Below are 16,369 nucleotides of genomic sequence, written 5' to 3'. Positions count from 1 at the left end.
CCCCCGTTGTCGGACCCGGCCGGTACGGTCGCGGGCATGAGAGCTACGGGCACCTTCACCGTGAAGTCGTTCAACCCCACCGGTCTCAAGCCGGACCCGGACGTCTCCACCGGCCTCCCGGTCGGCGTCGCGACACTGGAGAAGTACTTCGAGGGCGAGATCACCGGCCGCGCGGCGACCCTGTTCACCGCCGCGTACGACCAGGAGTCCGGCGTCGGCACGTATGTGGCGATGGAGTCGTTCGAGGGCACGCTGCACGAGCGGCGGGGCGCCTTCAACTTCGTCCACTCGGCCACGACGACCGGCACCGACCGCACGGCCGAGTTCTTCACCGTCGTCCCGGCCAGCGGCACCGGCGAGCTGGCCGGGATCACCGGCACCGGCGGTCTGCGGATCGACGCGGACGGCACGCACCGGATCTGGTTCGACTACGCACTCGGCTGAGGCGCGCCCGTCCGGTCACAGTCCGTACACGCGAGTGGCCGTCCCCTCGAAGACGGCCGCGCGTTCGGCGGCGCTGAGCTCCGAGGTCAGCTCCCGGGCCGCGGCGAGGACCTCGGCGTATCCCGCGGCCAGGGTGCACACCGGCCAGTCCGAGCCGTACATCAGGCGGTCCGGGCCGAAGGCGTCCAGGACCACGTCGGCGTAGGGGCGCAGATCGGCGGTGGTCCAGGTGGCGGGGTCGGCTTCGGTGACCAGGCCGGACAGTTTGCAGACGGTGTTGGGCAGGGCGGCGAGCGCCCGGACGGCCGTGGCCCAGGGCTCGCGTTCGCCCGAGGCGATCGGCGGCTTGCCCAGGTGGTCGAGGACGAAGGTCAGACCGGGATGGCCGGCGGCGGACTCGACGCAGGCCGGGAGCTGGTGGGGGACGACGACCAGGTCGTGGACCAGGCCGGCGTCGGAGACCGCCGCCAGCCCCCGGCGGACATCGGGACGGAGCAGCCACCGCGGGTCGGGCTCGGCCTGGACCTGGTGGCGGACGCCCTTGAGGTGCCGGCCGCCGGGCAGGTCCCGCAGCCGGGCCAGTTCGGCCGCGATGTCGGGCCGGGTGAGGTCCACCCAGCCGACCACGCCCGCGATCAGGTCGTGCGCGTCCGCCAGGGCCAGCAGCTCGGGGGTCTCCTCGGGCACGGTGACCGTCTGGACGAGGACCGTGCGGTCGACTCCGGCGGCACGGGCCTGCGGCTGAAGGTCTTCGACGGTGAAGTCCCGACGCAGCGGCCGCAGTTCCTCTCCCGTGATCCAGTCCTGGTCGCGTACCGTCAGGTCCCAGACGTGGTGGTGGGCGTCGACGGTCATGGCATCGCCTCTCGTGACGGTTCCTCCCGGGGCAGCAGTCCGGTGTCTCGCAGCTCCTGCCAGAAGCGGGCGGGCACGGGTGCGGCGAACTGCTCGGCACAGTCGCGGACTTCATCGGCCGAGCGGGTACCGACCAGGACGGAGGCCACGGCCGGGTGGTCGGCGCAGAATCTCAGGGCCGCGCCCCGCAGGGTGAGGCCGTGACGGTCGGCCACCGCCTTCATGCACTGGGCATGATCCACCAACTCCGGTGGTGCGCTGACGTAGTTGTACGTGGCTCCGGGCCTGGGGTCCGCAAGCAGGCCGGAGTTGAAGGCGCCACCGATGACGACGGACACGCCCCGCTCGGCGGCCGCGGGCAGCAGCTCCGTCCGGGCGCGCTGGTCCAGCAGGGTGTATCGGCCGGCGCACAGCACCACGTCCACGTCCGTGTCGCGGACGAAGCGGGTCAGCATCTCCGACTGGTTCATGCCCGCCCCGATGGCCCCGACCACCCCCTGGGCACGCAGTTCCTTCAGCGCCGGGTAGCCCTCGCGCAAGGCCTGCTCGGCGTGGTCGTCGGGGTCGTGAAGGTGGACGACGTCGACGCGGTCCAGGCCGAGCCGTTCGAGGCCGGCCTCCAGACTTCGCCGTACCCCGTCGGCGCTGAGGTCCCACACCCGGCGGTGGCTGGCGGGCACGGCCGCTCGCGCCTGCTCCTCGTCCACTTCGGTGTGGAGGTTGCCGATGGCGGCGGCACCGAAACCGAGGGCGCCGGCCTCGACCCCGCTCCCGCCCAGCGTCCTCATCGGGCCTCCTGTCGCGACCCGATCCAGTACGGGTCCCACTCGGCGAGCGCCCTGGTCCGGCGGATCGTCTGGGTCACCAGCCACTCGGGGTGGGCCCCGGCGAGCAGCCGCCGCAGGGGCGCGCCGGCGCGTTTGACGGCGAAGTCCCACACCGCGTTGGCGACCGCGCCGACCGCCATGTGCATCACGTCCTTCTCGTGCCCGGGCCGGGAAAGGTTCATCGCGTCGGAGCCGTCGAGTTCGCGCGAGCTGGGGAGGCGGATGTCGTAGGTGTCGGCCGCGGTGATGCGGGCGGGCGTCGCGGACACGGATGGCCTTTCGGTCGGTGGCGGGGGAACTCGCGCGGACGAGCCTGGATTCCGGTCGTGCTCAGGGGCCGGGGGCCGGCAGTGGCGGTTCCGGGCTGCGGGTCCGGGACTCGGACCATTCGCGCAGTTCGTCGGCGCCGACCTCCTCGATCACCGTCCGCAGGGTCTGGCGGGCCGCGGCGTCGCGTTCCGGTTCGGGCAGGAGCAGATACCGGTCGACGGCCCGGCGCAGGGTCTCGCGTGCCCGCGCGGTGAGCACCCAGCGGGAGCCGGGATCGTACAACTGCCGCATGCCGGTGAAGAACACGGCACCGCCCGCGATCACCGCGGTCAGCCAGGCCGGTGCGTGCAGACCGGCGGCGACGACCGTCACCGAGGTGGTGGCGAGGGCGCCCAGCTCCGTGCCGCGGTGCAGCCGCCTGGCCCGGTCGCAGGACCGGGTGTAGAACATCAACTCCCGTTCGGCCAGGGCCAGCAGGGGATCCGGCTGGGCGGCCCAGGAGTGGTCGGGCACCGCTCTTCGTGTCATCGCCACATCATCGTGGCCCCGCACCCCACCGGAAAAGAGCGGCACGGCCCGATCCCGCCGCGCCGCCCCCGGTTCAGGGCCTCACGCGCGCCGCAGCCGCAGCGTCATCAGCTCGAACGGGCGCAGCCGCACGGCGATCCGGCCGCCGTCCCGCTCCGGTTCGTCCGCCTCGGGCAGGGCCCGCTCCAGCAGATCCGTCACCGTCACGTCCGCGACCTCGAACCCGGCCGTCAAGGTCGCCCTGGCCCGGCCACCGTGGGCCTCGTGGAACCGGACCACCACGTCGCCGCTGCCGTCGTCGGCCAGTTTCACCGCCGTCACGACCACCGCGTCCTCGTCCACCGTCACCAGGGGAGCCACCTCCCCGCCGCCGGTCAGCCGCCGCTCGGGCACGTTGATCCGCCAGCCCTCGCGGACCGCGTCCCCGATGTCCGCGCCCGGCACCAGGGCGTGCCGGAAGCGGTGCGCGCCCTGGTCGGTCTCGGGGTCGGGGAAGCGCGGGGCGCGCAGCAGGGACATCCGGACCGTGGTGGTGGTGCCCCGGTCGCCGTCGGTGCGGACCGTGCGGGTCACATCGTGGCCGTACGTCGAGTCGTTGACGACGGCGACGCCCCAGCCGGGCTCGGCCACGTGCACGAAACGGTGGTTGCAGGCCTCGAACTTGGCCGCGTCCCAGGAGGTGTTGGTGTGGGTGGGCCGGTAGAAGTGCCCGAACTGCGTCTCCGACGCGTACCGTTCGGCGTGCACGTCGAGCGGGAAGGCCAGCTTGAGGAACTTCTCCGTCTCGTACCAGTCCACCTCCGTGTCCAGCACCAGCCGCCGCTCCCCCGCCGGAAGCGACAGCACCTGGGTGACCCGGGAGTCCCCGAAGGCCCGTACGACCCGAACCGAGGCGCCGTCCTCGCCGGCCGTGACGGACTCGGCGTCCGTGAGGTCGGTGACCGTGTTGCGGTAGAACTCGTCCACGTCCCAGGCGTCCCACATGTTCGGGAGGTCCGGGTGCAGTTGGAGGAGGTTCGCGGCCCGGCCCGGAGCGATCGTCTCCCGGCCGGCCTCGATGTCGTACACCGAGACGACCAGGCCCCGGTCGTCGATCCCGATCCGCAGCAGACCGTTGTCCAGTACGTGTCCGCCGCCCGCGCGGGGCCTCAGCTCCGTGCTTCCCCCGGTGGCCGGGGTGGCGGCGCCGCCGGCCGGGACACCCGCCCGCGCGTGCGGGGCCGCGTTGAAGACCAGCGGTGTGGCGCCCTCACCCGCCAGCGCGCGCTGCGCGGACTCGACGATCCGGTTCAGCTCCCGGGCGATCCGCTCGTACGTGTCCCGCGCCTCGCGGTGCACCCAGGCGATGGAGGAGCCGGGCAGGATGTCGTGGAACTGGTGCAGCAGCACCGTCTTCCAGATCCGGTCCAACTCCTCGTAGGGGTAGGCGAATCCGATGCGTACGGCCGCCGTCGCCGCCCACAGCTCGGCCTCCCGCAGCAGGTGTTCGCTGCGCCGGTTGCCCTGCTTGGTCCCGGCCTGGCTGGTGAGGGTGGCGCGGTGCAGCTCCAGGTACAACTCACCGACCCAGACGGGGGCTTGCGGGTACTCGGCCTCGGCCCGGTCGAAGAAGGCCCGCGGTGTCTCCCACACCACCCGCGCCGAGCCCTCCAGATCGCGCAGCCGGGCCGCCTTGGCGACCATCTCCCGGGTGGTGCCGCCGCCTCCGTCGCCCCAGCCGGTAGGTGCGAGGGAGTGCCGGGCGGCGCCCTTGTCCTTGAAGGTGCGTGCCGCGTGGGCGATCTCGCCGCCCGTCATGGAGCAGTTGTAGGTGTCGACGGGCGGGAAGTGGGTGAAGATCCGGGTGCCGTCGATGCCCTCCCACCAGAAGGTGTGGTGCGGGAACGCGTTCGTGCGTGACCAGGAGATCTTCTGCGTGAGCAGCCGGGTGGAACCCGCCGCCCTGATGATCTGCGGCAGTCCGGCGGCGAAGCCGAACGTGTCGGGCAGCCATGCCTCGTCGTTCTCGACGCCGAACTCGTCGAGGAAGAACCGCTTGCCGTGCACGAACTGCCGGGCCATCGCCTCCGAGCCGGGCATGTTGGTGTCGGACTCCACCCACATGCCGCCGGCCGGCACGAACCGGCCGTCCGCCACGGCCTTCTTCACCCGCGCCCACACCTCGGGCCGCCGCTCCTTGAGCCACGCCCACTGCTGGGCCTGGGACATGGCGAAGACGAACTCCGGCTCGTCCTCGAGCAGCGCGGTCATGTTGGACGCGGTGCGGGCCACCTTGCGCACCGTCTCGCGCAGCGGCCACAGCCACGCCGAGTCGATGTGGGCGTGCCCGACCGCGCTGATCCGGTGCGCGGAGGCGGCGGCGGGCGCGGCCAGCACCTCGGTGAGCCGGGCGCGGGCCCGCTCCGCCGTGCCGTTCACGTCCTGGAGGTCGACCGCGTCCAGCGCCCCGTCCACCGCGCGCCGGATCTCCCAGCGGCGCTGCGAGTCCGCCGGCAGCTCGGCCATCAGCTCGCCCAGCACCTCCAGGTCGATGACGAGCTGCCACACGTTCTCGTCGAACACTGCGAGGTCCATGCGTGTGAGCGTGTACTGCGGCTCGTCGCCCGCCGTCTCGCGGTCGCCGAGCGGAGTGGGCAGGAAGCCGGGGATGACGGGGTTGGAGGCGGCCTCGATGTGCAGGCGCACCTCCTCGCCGCCCAGGGCGGGGGCGCCGACGCGGACCCACTGGTTGCGCGGGTTGAGCCCTTTCACCGGGGTGCCGTCCGGCCGGAGGACCAGGCCCTCGCACTGGAAGCCGGGCATGTTCTCGTCGAAGCCGAGGTCGAGCAGGGCTTCGACGGTTCTCCCGGCCCACGCCTCGGGCACGGTGCCGGTCACCCGGAACCAGCTGGTCCCCCACGGCGCACCCCACCGGGTGCCGACCTCGATCGGCTCGGGCTCGGCGGCCAGGCCTTCGGCGACCGGTACGGGCTCGCCGGGCGCGTGCCACACCGCCACCTCCAGCGGGACGGACTCGGGATACACGGCGGGACGGATGCGCTCGCCGAGCACCCGCCGGAGGCGGGCCTCGACCAGGCCGCGGTCGTCATGCATGAGGGACGCTCCGTGGGGTGGGCGGGCGGCGGTCCGGGCCCGGGGCGGGCATCAGCGGGTTCGGGGGTCCGGCCGTTCCCCGTCGGCCGTGCCCTCGCGCGGCTCGGCTCCCTCGGTGTCCGGCCGCGGTGCGCTCGGGCCCCGCAGCGCGAGCCGGCCGTCGCCCTCTTCGGGGCGGGCTCCGCCGGAGTTCCGGTCGCCGTGGCCGTTCAGGTTCTGCCGGACCGAGTCCAGGATCGTCAGGCCCTGGGCGACCAGGCCGGCCGCGATCTCGCCGAGCCCGTCGGCGCCGTTCAGGACGTTGACGTTGGCCCCGGAGAGGCCTCCCGCGGCCTCCTTCACGATCAGCGGCAGTTGGTCGATCAGCATCCGGTCCAGGGCGACACGGTCGTACGACGCCGCGGCCTCGGCCTGGATCTTCATCCGCTGCGCCTCGGCGGCGGCGAGGACCCTGACGCGTTCGGCCTCGGCCTCGGCGGGCTTCACGATCTCGGCCACCAGCTCCTGCTGACGCAACTTGGCCTGCCGCTGAGCCAGTTCGGTCTGGGCGTCGAGCACCTCCTGCCGGGCGTGTGCCTGCGCCAGCGGGCCGGCCTGGGCCGACCGCGCCTGGGCCCGGTCCACCTCGGCCGAGTACTCCGCCTTCACCACCGCGGTCTGCCGGGCGTACTCGGCCTGCTTGCGCGCCGCCTCCTGCTCCGCCTGGGCGGCGGCCTGGTTGGCCTGGGCCTGGGCGATCTGGGCCTGCCGCCGGATGGCCGCCTTGTGCGGCGCGGACATCGCGTCGATGTAGCCGGTGTCCCCGTCGTCGATCGACTGGATCTGCAGCGAGTCCACGATCAGGCCGATCTTCGCCATCTCGGTCTTCGAGGTGTCCAGCACCTCGGCGGCGAGCTTCTGCCGTTCGGTGACGATCTCCTCGACCGTCATCGAGCCGATGATGGCCCGCAGATGGCCGGCGAAGATCCGGCCGGTCAGGACCGACATCTGGTCCTGGTCGGAGAGGAACCGCTGGCCCGCGTTGATGATGCTCTCGGTGTCGTTGCCGACCTTGAAGGCGATGACGGCGCGCACGTGCAGCGCGATGCCCTGCCTGGTGACGCAGGTCTCGACGACCTCGGACTCGCACATCGACAGGGTGAGGAAGCGGACCTTGCGGAAGACGGGGAGCACGAACTTGCCGTGGCCCGTCACCACCCGGAACGGCGCGCCCCCCAGTCCCCGCCTGCCTCCGGAGATCAGCATCGCCTCGTCGGGGGCGGGAACGCGGTAACCGAACATGGTCTTGTTCTCCTTAGTCCGGATCAGCCCGGATCAGCCCCGATCCACAGGATCGTCCCGCAATCTCTCCAAGGGGTCGCCCCACGCGATGACGTCGACCTCACGGCATCCGCGTGATTCGACCACGAGCACCGTCGCACCGATCGGCAGCGGTTCCTGCGACCAGGCGAGAAAGGTCTCGGAACCGCCTCTGACCCGTACCAGGATCTCGCCCGGACCGGCGGAACCGCGCGTTCCGATGAGAAGCTCCCCCGTGCAGCCGATCACGGCCTCGTCCTGTGCCATCGCCGACCGGTTCCCCTCGTACGCGTCCTCTGCCTTCGACCTTAGACCCACTCGGACGGGCCGCATACGCCGCTGCACCGGCCTTTCCGCGGCGGGCGGCCTCTCGACGCGGCACCCGTCGCCGGGCACAGTTCTCCCTGCGTACCCGCGAGTACGAAACCGCCCGTCCCCCATCCGAGGAGCGCCCGTGACCAGCTGGGCCGGCCGCAGTGCCGCCGAGATCGCCGCCGCCGTACGAGAGAGGCGGGTCACACCCCGCGAGGTGGTGGCCGAGCACCTCGCCCGCATCGAGCGGCTCGACGGCCGCGTCGGCGCCTTCCGCACCGTCCGTGCCGAGCCCGCGCTCGAGGAGGCCGACGAGGTGGCCGCCCGCGGCGATCTGGCCGGACTGCCGCTCGCGGGTGTGCCGGTGGCCGTCAAGGACAACCTGGTGGTGCGGGGCGAGTCCAGCCGCGTGGGTTCGGCGGCGACCTCGGACACGCCGGCCGTCGACGACCATGTCACGGTGGCCCGGCTGCGGGCGGCGGGCGCGGTGGTCGTCGGGTTGACGAACGTGCCCGAGCTGTGCGTCTTCGGCACCACGGAGAGCGTCCACGGCACCACCCGCAACCCGTGGGACACCACCCGGAACGCGGGCGGCTCCTCGGGCGGCAGCGCGGCGGCGGTCGCCGCCGGCATGGTCCCGATCGCCCTCGGCAACGACGGCATGGGCTCGCTGCGCATCCCGGCCGCCAACTGCGGCCTGGTCACCGTCAAGCCGGGCCACGGGGTGGTGCCCGCCGGCATCGGCGAAGGCGACTGGTTCGGCATGGCCGAGAACGGGCCGCTCGCCACGACCGTCGAGGACGCGCGGCTGATGCTCTCCGTGCTGGCCGGCACGGAGGCCGTACGCGGTCGGGAGGCGGCCCCGCGCACGGTCGCCGTGTCCGTGCGCAGCCCGCTCGCCGGGGTGGGCGTGAGCAGGCCCTACGCCGTTGCCACCCGGGACGCGGCGCGGTTGCTGGCGGGGGCCGGTCACCGGGTGCGCCGGGCCGAGCCGCCGTATCCGATGTCGCTGGGCGTGACGGCTCTGCGGCACTGGACCGCGGGCACGGCCGTGGACGCCGCGGGTCTGGACCCGCGGCGGCTGTCCCGGCGCACCCGGGTGCATGCCGCCGTGGGGCGGCGGTTCCTGAAGGGGGTGCGCGCGGATACGCGACGGGAGGCGCTGCGGCGGCGGATGGAGCCGTTCTTCGCCGAGTACGACGTGCTGCTCACCCCCGCGCTGGCCCGCCGCTCCCCGCAGGCCGGGCCCTGGCACGAGCGGGGCTGGCTGAGCAATGTACTGGCCGACACTTCCTACTCGCCGATGACCCCGCCGTGGAACCTGACCGGATGGCCCGCGATGGCGGTGCCGTTCGGCACGCTGCCCTCGGGCGCCCCGTGCGCCGTTCAACTGGTGGGCCGTCCGGGCTCGGAGGCGGACCTGCTGAACCTGGCGGAGGAGATCGAGCGGCTGCGCCCGTGGACCCGGACGGCGGACCTGCCGCCGGACGCGTAGGGCCGACCCGGACTCGCGGGGCCCGGTCCAGAGGGGCCCGTTCCAGAGGGGCCGCTCCAGAGAAGCCCGTTCTAGAGGGCCCGGTACATGATGTGCAGGCCCACCAGGCCGTGCCGGGGGTGCTCGAACGCCTCCGGCACCGTGCCGAGGATCCGGAAGCCGAGCGAGGTCCACAGCCCGACGGCGGGGTTGGTCTCCACTACGGCGTTGAAGACCATCGCCCGGTAACCGGCGGCCGTCGCGGCCTCGAGGACGTGTTCGGCCAGGGCGCGGCCGATGCCGCGTCCGGCCTGGTCGGGGTCGACCATGAAGCCCGCGTTGGCGACGCCGGCCGCGGGACCGCCGTAGTTGGGGGTGACGTAGGCGGAGCCGACGACCGCCCCGGTGTCGTCCTCGGCGACGTACACGCGTTTGGCGGGGCTCATCCACAGGGCCCGGGCATCCTCCTCGGAGGTGTCCGGGCCCCAGGCGTAGGTCTCGGCCGCGGCGACGATCCGGTGCCAGAAGGGCCAGATCCGCGGCCAGTCCTCGGCCGCGGCTTCTCTGATCAGCATGGGCGTGAGTCTGGCACGCCCATGCGGTCGGCGATCGCGACGGGTTCCCGCCGGTCAGTCCACGCTGGGCAGGATGTGCGGCTCGGCCAGGTCGTCCTCGTAGCCCGCCAGGCGGATCGGGGCCGAGCGGGCCCACACGTCGAGGCTGCCCAGGTCCGCGGGCCGTCGGCCCGCGCGCTCCGTGCGTTCGTTGGGGCGCTGCTCGCGATTCGTCTTCTCCGGTGTCACCGCGCACTCCTTATGTGTCGGTCACCCTCGGGGCATGCGGCCGGTACGCACCGCGCCGCCCAAGCCCGCTCGGGTCTGGTTGGTATGCATCTCGGACGCGGTGGCGTCGGCAACTGAGGTGCGAGCAGGCCGTGGTGCACCGGCTTGCCCCGGGACGGACCATGGGTGTGGATGGAACCCCTAGTCGCTGTCCGTCCACCCCAGATTAACCAAATGAGCGGCCCCCTGCTCGATGGGGCTGCAAAGAGCAGGTAACTATCTGACGTCGCGCGTGTTGATTGGACCACTTACAGGGCGATTTGTCGCATCATGTGCCGGGTGGGATTCATCCCTGAGGGCTACCCGGCACACCCGTGGGACCGTTCAGGTTCCGTTGGCCGCGCCGCAAGCTCGCCATGATCTGCTGACCCACCACGACGGCTTTCTCGCGGGAGGACCGACGCATGGAGCTGCGCAGCGCCGAGGAACTCATGGACCTGCTGTACGCCTGCCCGCCCGATGCCCGCGCCCACGCCCTGCGCACCGCCGCCCTGCTGCGCCGGCATCATCCGGCCGACAAGGAGCTCCAGGTGGCGGGCCTGGTCCACGGCATCGGCCGACTGTTGCGGCCGGGTGGCGGAACCGGTGCGTCCGACCCGGCTGCGGACGCGGTGCACGCGCTGCTCGGCGAGCGCGTCTCCCGCCTCGTACGGCGGCACGCGGCGTCCACCGACGGCCGTCTGCCCGACGAGTCCGACGAGGACGCGCTGTCGCTGCGCCAGGCGGCCGAGGAGGCCGGCGCCACCGGTTTCGACGCCGGCGTCCTGGAGGACTGGCGCACGGTCCTGGAGCTGCTCGCGGCAGGCAACTACCGGCTGCGGACCGTGGACTGACACGACGTCGGAACGGGGCCGGCCGGAGAGCCGCCCCAGCGGTTCACCACTTGCCCGGCGCGTAGTCCTTGAGGAAGACGCCGTACAGGTCCTCACCCTCCTCGCCGCGGACGATCGGGTCGTAGACGCGGGCGGCGCCGTCCACCAGGTCGAGCGGGGCGTGGAAGCCGGCCTCCGCGAGGCGGACCTTGTCGGGGTGCGGACGCTCGTCCGTGATCCAGCCGGTGTCGACGGCCGTCATCAGGATGCGGTCCTTCTGGAACATCTCCTCGGCGCTGGTGCGCGTGAGCATGTTCAGGGCGGCCTTGGCCATGTTGGTGTGCGGGTGGCCCGCGCCCTTGTAGCCGCGGTTGAACACACCCTCCATGGCGGAGACGTTCACGATGTAGGTGCGGCGGGCCGCGGCGGCCGCCATCGCCGGGCGCAGCCGGCTGATCAGGATGAAGGGTGCCGTCGAGTTGCACAGCTGGACCTCCAGCAGCTCCACCGGCGTGACGTCCTCCACCGCCTGGATCCAGCTGTTGGTGTCGTGCAGGTCGGGCACGAGACCGCCGGCGTCGATGGCCGTGCCCGCCGCGATCCGCTCCAGGGACGCCGAGCCGGAGACCAGTGCCAGGTCGGTGACGTCCTGGGCGGTGAGCGCGCCGCCACCCGCCACCGGCAGCTCCGCGACCGCCCCCGAGCCGAACGTGCCGATCACCTCGGCCGCGGGCAGCTCACCGGCCGGCAGCGGGGCCGACTCGGCGGCGACCAGCTCGCTGTAGGCCTGCGGGGAGCGCCGTACGGTCTGGGCGGCGTTGTTGATCAGGATGTCCAGCGGTCCCTCGGCGGCGACCGAGTCGGCCAGGGCCACCACCTGGGCCGGGTCGCGCAGGTCGATGCCGACGATCTTCAGCCGGTGGATCCACTCGCCGCTGTCGGGCTGGGCCTTGAAGCGGCGGATGGCGTCGTTGGGGAAGCGGGTCGTGATCGTGGTGTGCGCGCCGTCGCGCAGCAGCCGCAGCGCGATGTACATGCCGATCTTGGCGCGGCCGCCGGTGAGCAGGGCGCGCTTGCCCGTGAGGTCGGCGCGGGCGTCCCTGCGGTTGCGGTTCTCGTCGGCGCACCGCGGGCAGAGTTGGTGGTAGAAGTAGTCGACCTCGACATAGCGGGTCTTGCAGACGTAGCAGGAGCGCGGGCGCTGGAGTATGCCCGCGATCTGCCCCTCCCGCGTCGCGGACGAGGGCAGGATGCCCTCGGTCTCGTCGTCGATGCGCTGGGCGGAGCCGGTGGCCGTGGCCTCCGTGACCGCCTTGTCGTTCGCGGTCTTGGCGGCCCGGCGCTCCTGGCGGCGGCGCTGCTTCACCGTGCGGTAGATGTGCGAGGTGGCCCGGCGCACAGCGACGGCGTCCGGGTGGTCCACCTCGATCCCGTCGAGTTCCTTGAGCACGCCGAGGCACACGGCGAGGCGTTCGGGGTCGATACCGGGCCCGTACACCACTTCGTCCGTGGCCGTCGAGCCTTCGTCTGTCACCGTCATCGCGCTGCCGTTCCCTGATCACCCGTGCGGCGCTCCGACTCGCGTCCGCTTTCGAACAGGGGATTTTACGGCAGCGCCGGGCCCCCGGGCCAAACCGCGGTGATCAGGGTCCACAGACCGTGATCAGGGTCTCCACCTCCTCGGTCACGGCCCGGGCGAGCCGGTTCAGGTCGGGCACGGCCCGCGCGTCGGCGACGAGCCCGTAGTGGACCTGGCCGCGGTAGGTGGAGATCGCGACGGCCAGGGACTGGCCGCGGGCCAGCGGCGCGAAGGGGTAGACCTCGGCCAGCGGATGGCCGCCCAGTTTCAGGCCGATGCCGGGCAGCGGCACGCTGGTGACCAGGATGTCGAACCACAGCCGGGCGGCCTGGGCGACCAGCGGTCCGCCGAGCCGGTGGCCGAGGGCGGGCACGTGGTCGGCGAGCAGCGCGACGGCGCCCGCGCCCCGGTTGGGCCCGGCGTCCTTGTTGCGGTCCATGGCGGTGCGGACGGCGCCGAGCCGGCGCAGCGGGTCCGGGTCGCCGACGGGGAGTTCCATCAGGTAGCCGGAGAGCCGGTTGCCCTGCGGGTGGGCGGTGCGCGGGCGGCGCCTGGAGACCGGGATCAGGGCGCGGGGCGCGATCCCCTCGGTGCCCTCGCCGCGCTCGTCGAGCCAGCGCCGCAGGGCGCCGGCGACGACCGCGATCAGCACGTCGTTGACGGTGCCGCCGACGGCCTTGCGGACCAGGTGCACATCGTCGATGTCGACGACCGCGCCGGCGGTGCGGCGGGTTCCGGTGGGCTCGGCGGTGAGCGCCGGGGTGGACCGGGTGGCGAGGGACGAGCGGGCGACCGAGGCACCGATGTCCAGGGCGCGGCCCACGTCGGACAGGGCGCCGCGCAGCGCCTCGGGCAGCTTGCGGACGTCGGGCAGCGGACCGCGTGCGGGCGCGGCCGGACGGGGCCGCGAGGTGGGCACGTCCATGGGGTCCAGAACGGCCGCGGCGAGGGTCAGGGCGCGCAGGCCGTCGGCGAGGGCGTGGTGGAACTTGAACAGCACGGCGAAGGAGACGCCGTCCTCGCCCGGCAGCACGTGCGCCTCCCAGGGCGGGCGGTTGCGTGCCAGCGGGCGCTGCATGAGCCGGCCGGCCTCGGCGTGGAAGTCCGTGGCCGGGGCGTGCAGCCGGACGTGGTGGAGCGGGTCGAAGCCGGGGTCGGGTTCACGGGCGGCGCCGCCGAAGCCGAGCGGGCGCAGCGCCTGGGCAAGGGGCCGGCGCAGGTCGAGCGGCCGCCACACGTCCCGGATCCGCATGCGCAGGCCGGGCACGGCGGCCGCGCGGGCGGCGAGCAGGTCGGCCGCGTGCGCGCCGGCGGTCGGCGAGTGGGCGGAGAAGACGCCGAGGGCGCCGAGGTGCATGGGGTGGTCGGCGGACTCGATGTTCCAGAACGCCAGGTCGAGGGGAGCGAGCAGGTCGGGAGTCAATGGCTTGCCTCGCATCGGCGGTGGGTGGGTACGCAGTCAACCGCCCTCGACTGATTACAGTCAAGTACGATCAAGCTACTCTCAGTTAACAACAGATTAAGTCGGACCCCTGAAGAAAGGGGTGGGACACATGGGGCCTTTGAGGTCACTTCGGGGCCGCCGCAGGTGTCACCGCAGGGCGGGTGGCGCGGCCTGCGCGGACGTGCCCCACGCCGAGGGCCGGGGTCCCACGGTGTAGCTCAGGGTGCCGAGCGACCGCAGGGCGCGGGTGGTCAGATACGTCCGGTCGTACGGTGCTCCGCCGGCCCGGACCGACTGGATGTACCGGTCCTTGCGCGAGGTGCCCGGCGCCGTGATGGTGAGGCCGCCGCGCGGGTAGTAGCCGCGGTCCAGGCGCAGGTCGACACGTTCGAAGACGGGCGTGGACAGGCCCCAGGTGGGACAGCCGGGCTGGACGGGGAACAGGCCGATGGAGGCCAGCACCTTCCAGGCGGACATGGTGCCCAGGTCGTCGTTCCCGCTCAGCCCGGCCGGCTCGTCGGTGAACAGGGTCAGCGCGGCGTGCACCACGTCGGTGGTCTTCCACGGCTGCCCCGTCGACAGGTAGGTGTACGGCGCGGCGAGGTCCGGCTCGTTCATCGGGTTGTACTTGTCGGCGTCGTAGTAGGCGTACGGCCCGCTGACCCAGGTCTCGCGGACGGTGCTCTCCAGGTCCTTCAGCAGGTCGGGGTAGGCGAAGAACGCGTCGAGCCGCGCGTTGGCGGCGCGCCGGCCGCCGATCAGGCGCACCAGGCCGGGCAGGTCGTGCGGCACCAGCCACTGGTACTGCCAGGACGTGCCCTCGTGGAAGCCGACGCCACGGGCCGGGTCCGCCGGTCCGATGAAGGCGCCGGAGACGTCACGGGCGCGGAAGAAGCCGGTGGCGGGGTCGAACAGCTCGCGGTAGGCGCGGGAGCGGGCGGCGTACCGCGCGGCGTCCCCGTGGTGGCCGAGGGCGCGGGCCATCCGGGCGAGCATCGCGTCCGAGAGGGCGTACTCCAGGGTCGCCGACGCGCCGAACGCGTAGTCGGAGTGGCCGGGCTTCGCGGGCTCGTGGCCCTTGCGGTACGGGACGTAGCCGCGGGCGAGGTAGTCGCGGTTGGCGTCGCGGCCCACGGCCGGGGAGTCGGCGGGCGGCACCCCGTCGGCGTTCCGCCTCAGCGCCCGGTAGGCCCGCTCCTCATAGCCCTTCAGCAGGCCCTGCTGGTAGGCGTTGGTCAGGAACGGGGTGACCGGGTCGCCGGTCATGACGTTCGTCTCGACGGTGCCGTAGCCCCACTTGGGCAGCCAGCCGCTCTCCTCGGCGACTCTGATCACCGAGATCGCCATGTCCCGGGACTCGCGCGGCGCGAGCAGGGCCAGCAACGGGGCCTGGGTGCGGTAGGTGTCCCACAGCGACCAGTTCTGGTAGTAGGTGAAACCCCGCGCGCGGTGGATCCGCCCGTCCCAGCCGGTGTAGCGGCCGTCGGCGTCGCTGCCGGTGTTCGGCGCCAGGAACGAGTGGTACAGCGCCGAGTAGAACGTGCGGCGCAGGACCGCGTCGCCGCCCCGGACGCGTACGTCGGCCAGCCGCCTCTCCCAGGACCGCCGGGCAGCGCCGCGCACCGCGTCAAAGGAACGGCCGCCCTCCGCCGCCAGGTTGCCCGCCGCGCCGGCCGCGTCGACGTAGGACAGCGCGGTCGTCGCCTCCACCGTGCGGTCCTCGGTGGTGTCGAAGCGGACGTAGGCGCCGCCGTGTCCGATTCTGGACCCCGCCGTGACCCTGGTGCCGTCCCAGGTGCCGTACGCCGTGAACGGGCGGTCGAAGCGGGTGACGGTGTAGACCGTGTAGGGCCGGGTGTCCCGGCAGAAGCCGCGGCCCGTGATCGCCGTCCGCACGGTGCGGTCGTCCAGGACCTCCACCTTCGCGGCGACCGGCTTGTGCAGCGCCTGGGCCGCGTTGAGCAGGATGTTGGCCTTGCCGGTGGCCGGGAAGGTGTAGCGCTGCACCCCGGTGCGCGCGCTCGCGGTCAGTTCGGCGCCGATACCGCCGGTACCGGAGGACAGGCCGACGCGGTAGTAGCCGGGGCTCGCCCGCTCGGTGTCGTGGCTGAAGGCGGCCGCGTACTTCGCGTAGTCCGTCCGAGTGACGTCACCGGTGGTCGGCAGCACCGGCAGGTCGCCGCCGATGCGGCAGCCGACGCCGGAGAGGTGGACCAGGGAGAAGCCGCGGACGCGGTCCTGGCCGTGGTCGTAACCGGTGCTGTGGCCGGTGTCCGGCGAGAGCTGCACCATGCCGAAGGGCACGGCCGCGCCGGGGAAGGTGTTGCCCTCGTTCGCGGTGCCGATGAACGGGTCGACCAGATCGGTGAGCCGGTCGTCGCGCGCTTCGGCGGCCGGTGCGGCGACGGGAGCGGCGGTCAGCGCGAACGCTGCCACCGCCCCCGCCGCGCACAGGCGCGGGCGCCGGGTCCATCTCATGCAGGAAGACCTCCGAAGGAGACGTCACTGCCTGCATGATCCGGTCTGAAGGCCGGTCAGCCCGGCAACCGGCGGGTGTCGCGCGCGACGCGTCGCGGATCGGCGCCCCGTG

Annotated in this window: 14 protein-coding genes and 1 pseudogene; 3 read left to right on the top strand and 12 right to left on the bottom strand. The window is 73.0% G+C overall.

Going from position 1 to position 16,369, the window contains the following annotated elements:
* Positions 1-36 precede the first annotated feature (36 nt).
* Positions 37-444 carry a DUF3224 domain-containing protein gene (locus ABZ818_RS23100; protein WP_361417618.1) on the top strand — a complete coding sequence of 136 codons (408 nt, stop codon included), beginning with the start codon at positions 37-39 and terminating at the stop codon, positions 442-444.
* Positions 445-459: 15 nt separating this feature from the next.
* Here ABZ818_RS23100 and ABZ818_RS23095 read toward each other — a convergent pair whose 3' ends face one another.
* The 7 genes and pseudogenes from ABZ818_RS23095 to ABZ818_RS23065 all read right to left on the bottom strand — a co-directional run bounded on the left by ABZ818_RS23095 (position 460) and on the right by ABZ818_RS23065 (position 7,583).
* A complete protein-coding gene (locus ABZ818_RS23095) occupies positions 460-1,299 on the bottom strand; it encodes an amidohydrolase family protein (RefSeq protein ID WP_361417615.1) in 840 nt (279 codons plus the stop codon).
* Positions 1,296-2,087 carry an aldo/keto reductase gene (locus ABZ818_RS23090; RefSeq protein WP_361417612.1) on the bottom strand — a complete coding sequence of 264 codons (792 nt, stop codon included), beginning with the start codon at positions 2,085-2,087 and terminating at the stop codon, positions 1,296-1,298. Before ABZ818_RS23090 ends, ABZ818_RS23095 begins: the two co-directional genes overlap by 4 nt.
* Before the next feature lie 68 nt (positions 2,088-2,155).
* Positions 2,156-2,395, bottom strand: a pseudogene (locus tag ABZ818_RS23085) (hypothetical protein); the annotation flags it as partial.
* Positions 2,396-2,456: 61 nt separating this feature from the next.
* Positions 2,457-2,924, bottom strand: coding sequence for a DUF4231 domain-containing protein (locus tag ABZ818_RS23080; protein WP_361417609.1), 468 nt, complete (start codon positions 2,922-2,924; stop codon positions 2,457-2,459).
* Between the two features lie 81 nt (positions 2,925-3,005).
* Positions 3,006-6,017: a glycoside hydrolase family 38 C-terminal domain-containing protein gene (locus ABZ818_RS23075; protein ID WP_361417606.1), complete on the bottom strand. Its 3,012-nt coding sequence runs from the start codon at positions 6,015-6,017 to the stop codon at positions 3,006-3,008.
* A gap of 51 nt (positions 6,018-6,068) precedes the next feature.
* Positions 6,069-7,298, bottom strand: a complete 1,230-nt coding sequence (locus ABZ818_RS23070; RefSeq protein WP_361417603.1) for an SPFH domain-containing protein — start codon at positions 7,296-7,298, stop codon at positions 6,069-6,071.
* Positions 7,299-7,331: 33 nt separating this feature from the next.
* Entirely contained in the window at positions 7,332-7,583 is a 252-nt protein-coding gene (locus ABZ818_RS23065; RefSeq protein WP_361417600.1) for a hypothetical protein, read from the bottom strand.
* Positions 7,584-7,770: 187 nt separating this feature from the next.
* On the opposite strand from ABZ818_RS23065, the gene ABZ818_RS23060 reads away from it, so the two are divergent.
* Entirely contained in the window at positions 7,771-9,123 is a 1,353-nt protein-coding gene (locus tag ABZ818_RS23060; protein ID WP_361417597.1) for an amidase, read from the top strand.
* Positions 9,124-9,194: 71 nt separating this feature from the next.
* Here the strand turns inward: ABZ818_RS23060 and ABZ818_RS23055 are convergent, their stop codons facing one another.
* Entirely contained in the window at positions 9,195-9,677 is a 483-nt protein-coding gene (locus tag ABZ818_RS23055) for a GNAT family N-acetyltransferase (RefSeq protein ID WP_361417594.1), read from the bottom strand.
* A 54-nt stretch (positions 9,678-9,731) separates the two neighbouring features.
* Entirely contained in the window at positions 9,732-9,905 is a 174-nt protein-coding gene (locus ABZ818_RS23050; protein WP_141355952.1) for a hypothetical protein, read from the bottom strand.
* Between the two features lie 443 nt (positions 9,906-10,348).
* On the opposite strand from ABZ818_RS23050, the gene ABZ818_RS23045 reads away from it, so the two are divergent.
* The gene (locus tag ABZ818_RS23045; RefSeq protein ID WP_361417591.1) at positions 10,349-10,777 is read left to right on the top strand and encodes a hypothetical protein; all 429 of its coding nucleotides are present in this window, start codon (positions 10,349-10,351) and stop codon (positions 10,775-10,777) included.
* 43 nt (positions 10,778-10,820) lie between these two features.
* Here ABZ818_RS23045 and ABZ818_RS23040 read toward each other — a convergent pair whose 3' ends face one another.
* From ABZ818_RS23040 to ABZ818_RS23030, 3 genes are all read right to left on the bottom strand, one after another.
* Positions 10,821-12,296: an SDR family NAD(P)-dependent oxidoreductase gene (locus tag ABZ818_RS23040; RefSeq protein ID WP_361417588.1), complete on the bottom strand. Its 1,476-nt coding sequence runs from the start codon at positions 12,294-12,296 to the stop codon at positions 10,821-10,823.
* Positions 12,297-12,399: 103 nt separating this feature from the next.
* Entirely contained in the window at positions 12,400-13,758 is a 1,359-nt protein-coding gene (locus tag ABZ818_RS23035; protein WP_361417825.1) for a wax ester/triacylglycerol synthase family O-acyltransferase, read from the bottom strand.
* A 168-nt stretch (positions 13,759-13,926) separates the two neighbouring features.
* Positions 13,927-16,257, bottom strand: a complete 2,331-nt coding sequence (locus ABZ818_RS23030; protein ID WP_361417585.1) for a GH92 family glycosyl hydrolase — start codon at positions 16,255-16,257, stop codon at positions 13,927-13,929.
* Positions 16,258-16,369 lie beyond the last annotated feature (112 nt).

The sequence above is a fragment of the Streptomyces sp. NPDC047453 genome (assembly GCF_040643155.1).
GTDB lineage: Bacteria > Actinomycetota > Actinomycetes > Streptomycetales > Streptomycetaceae > Streptomyces.
Note: the sequence above shows the minus strand (reverse complement) of the source record. Positions and strands in the feature narration are given on the sequence as shown.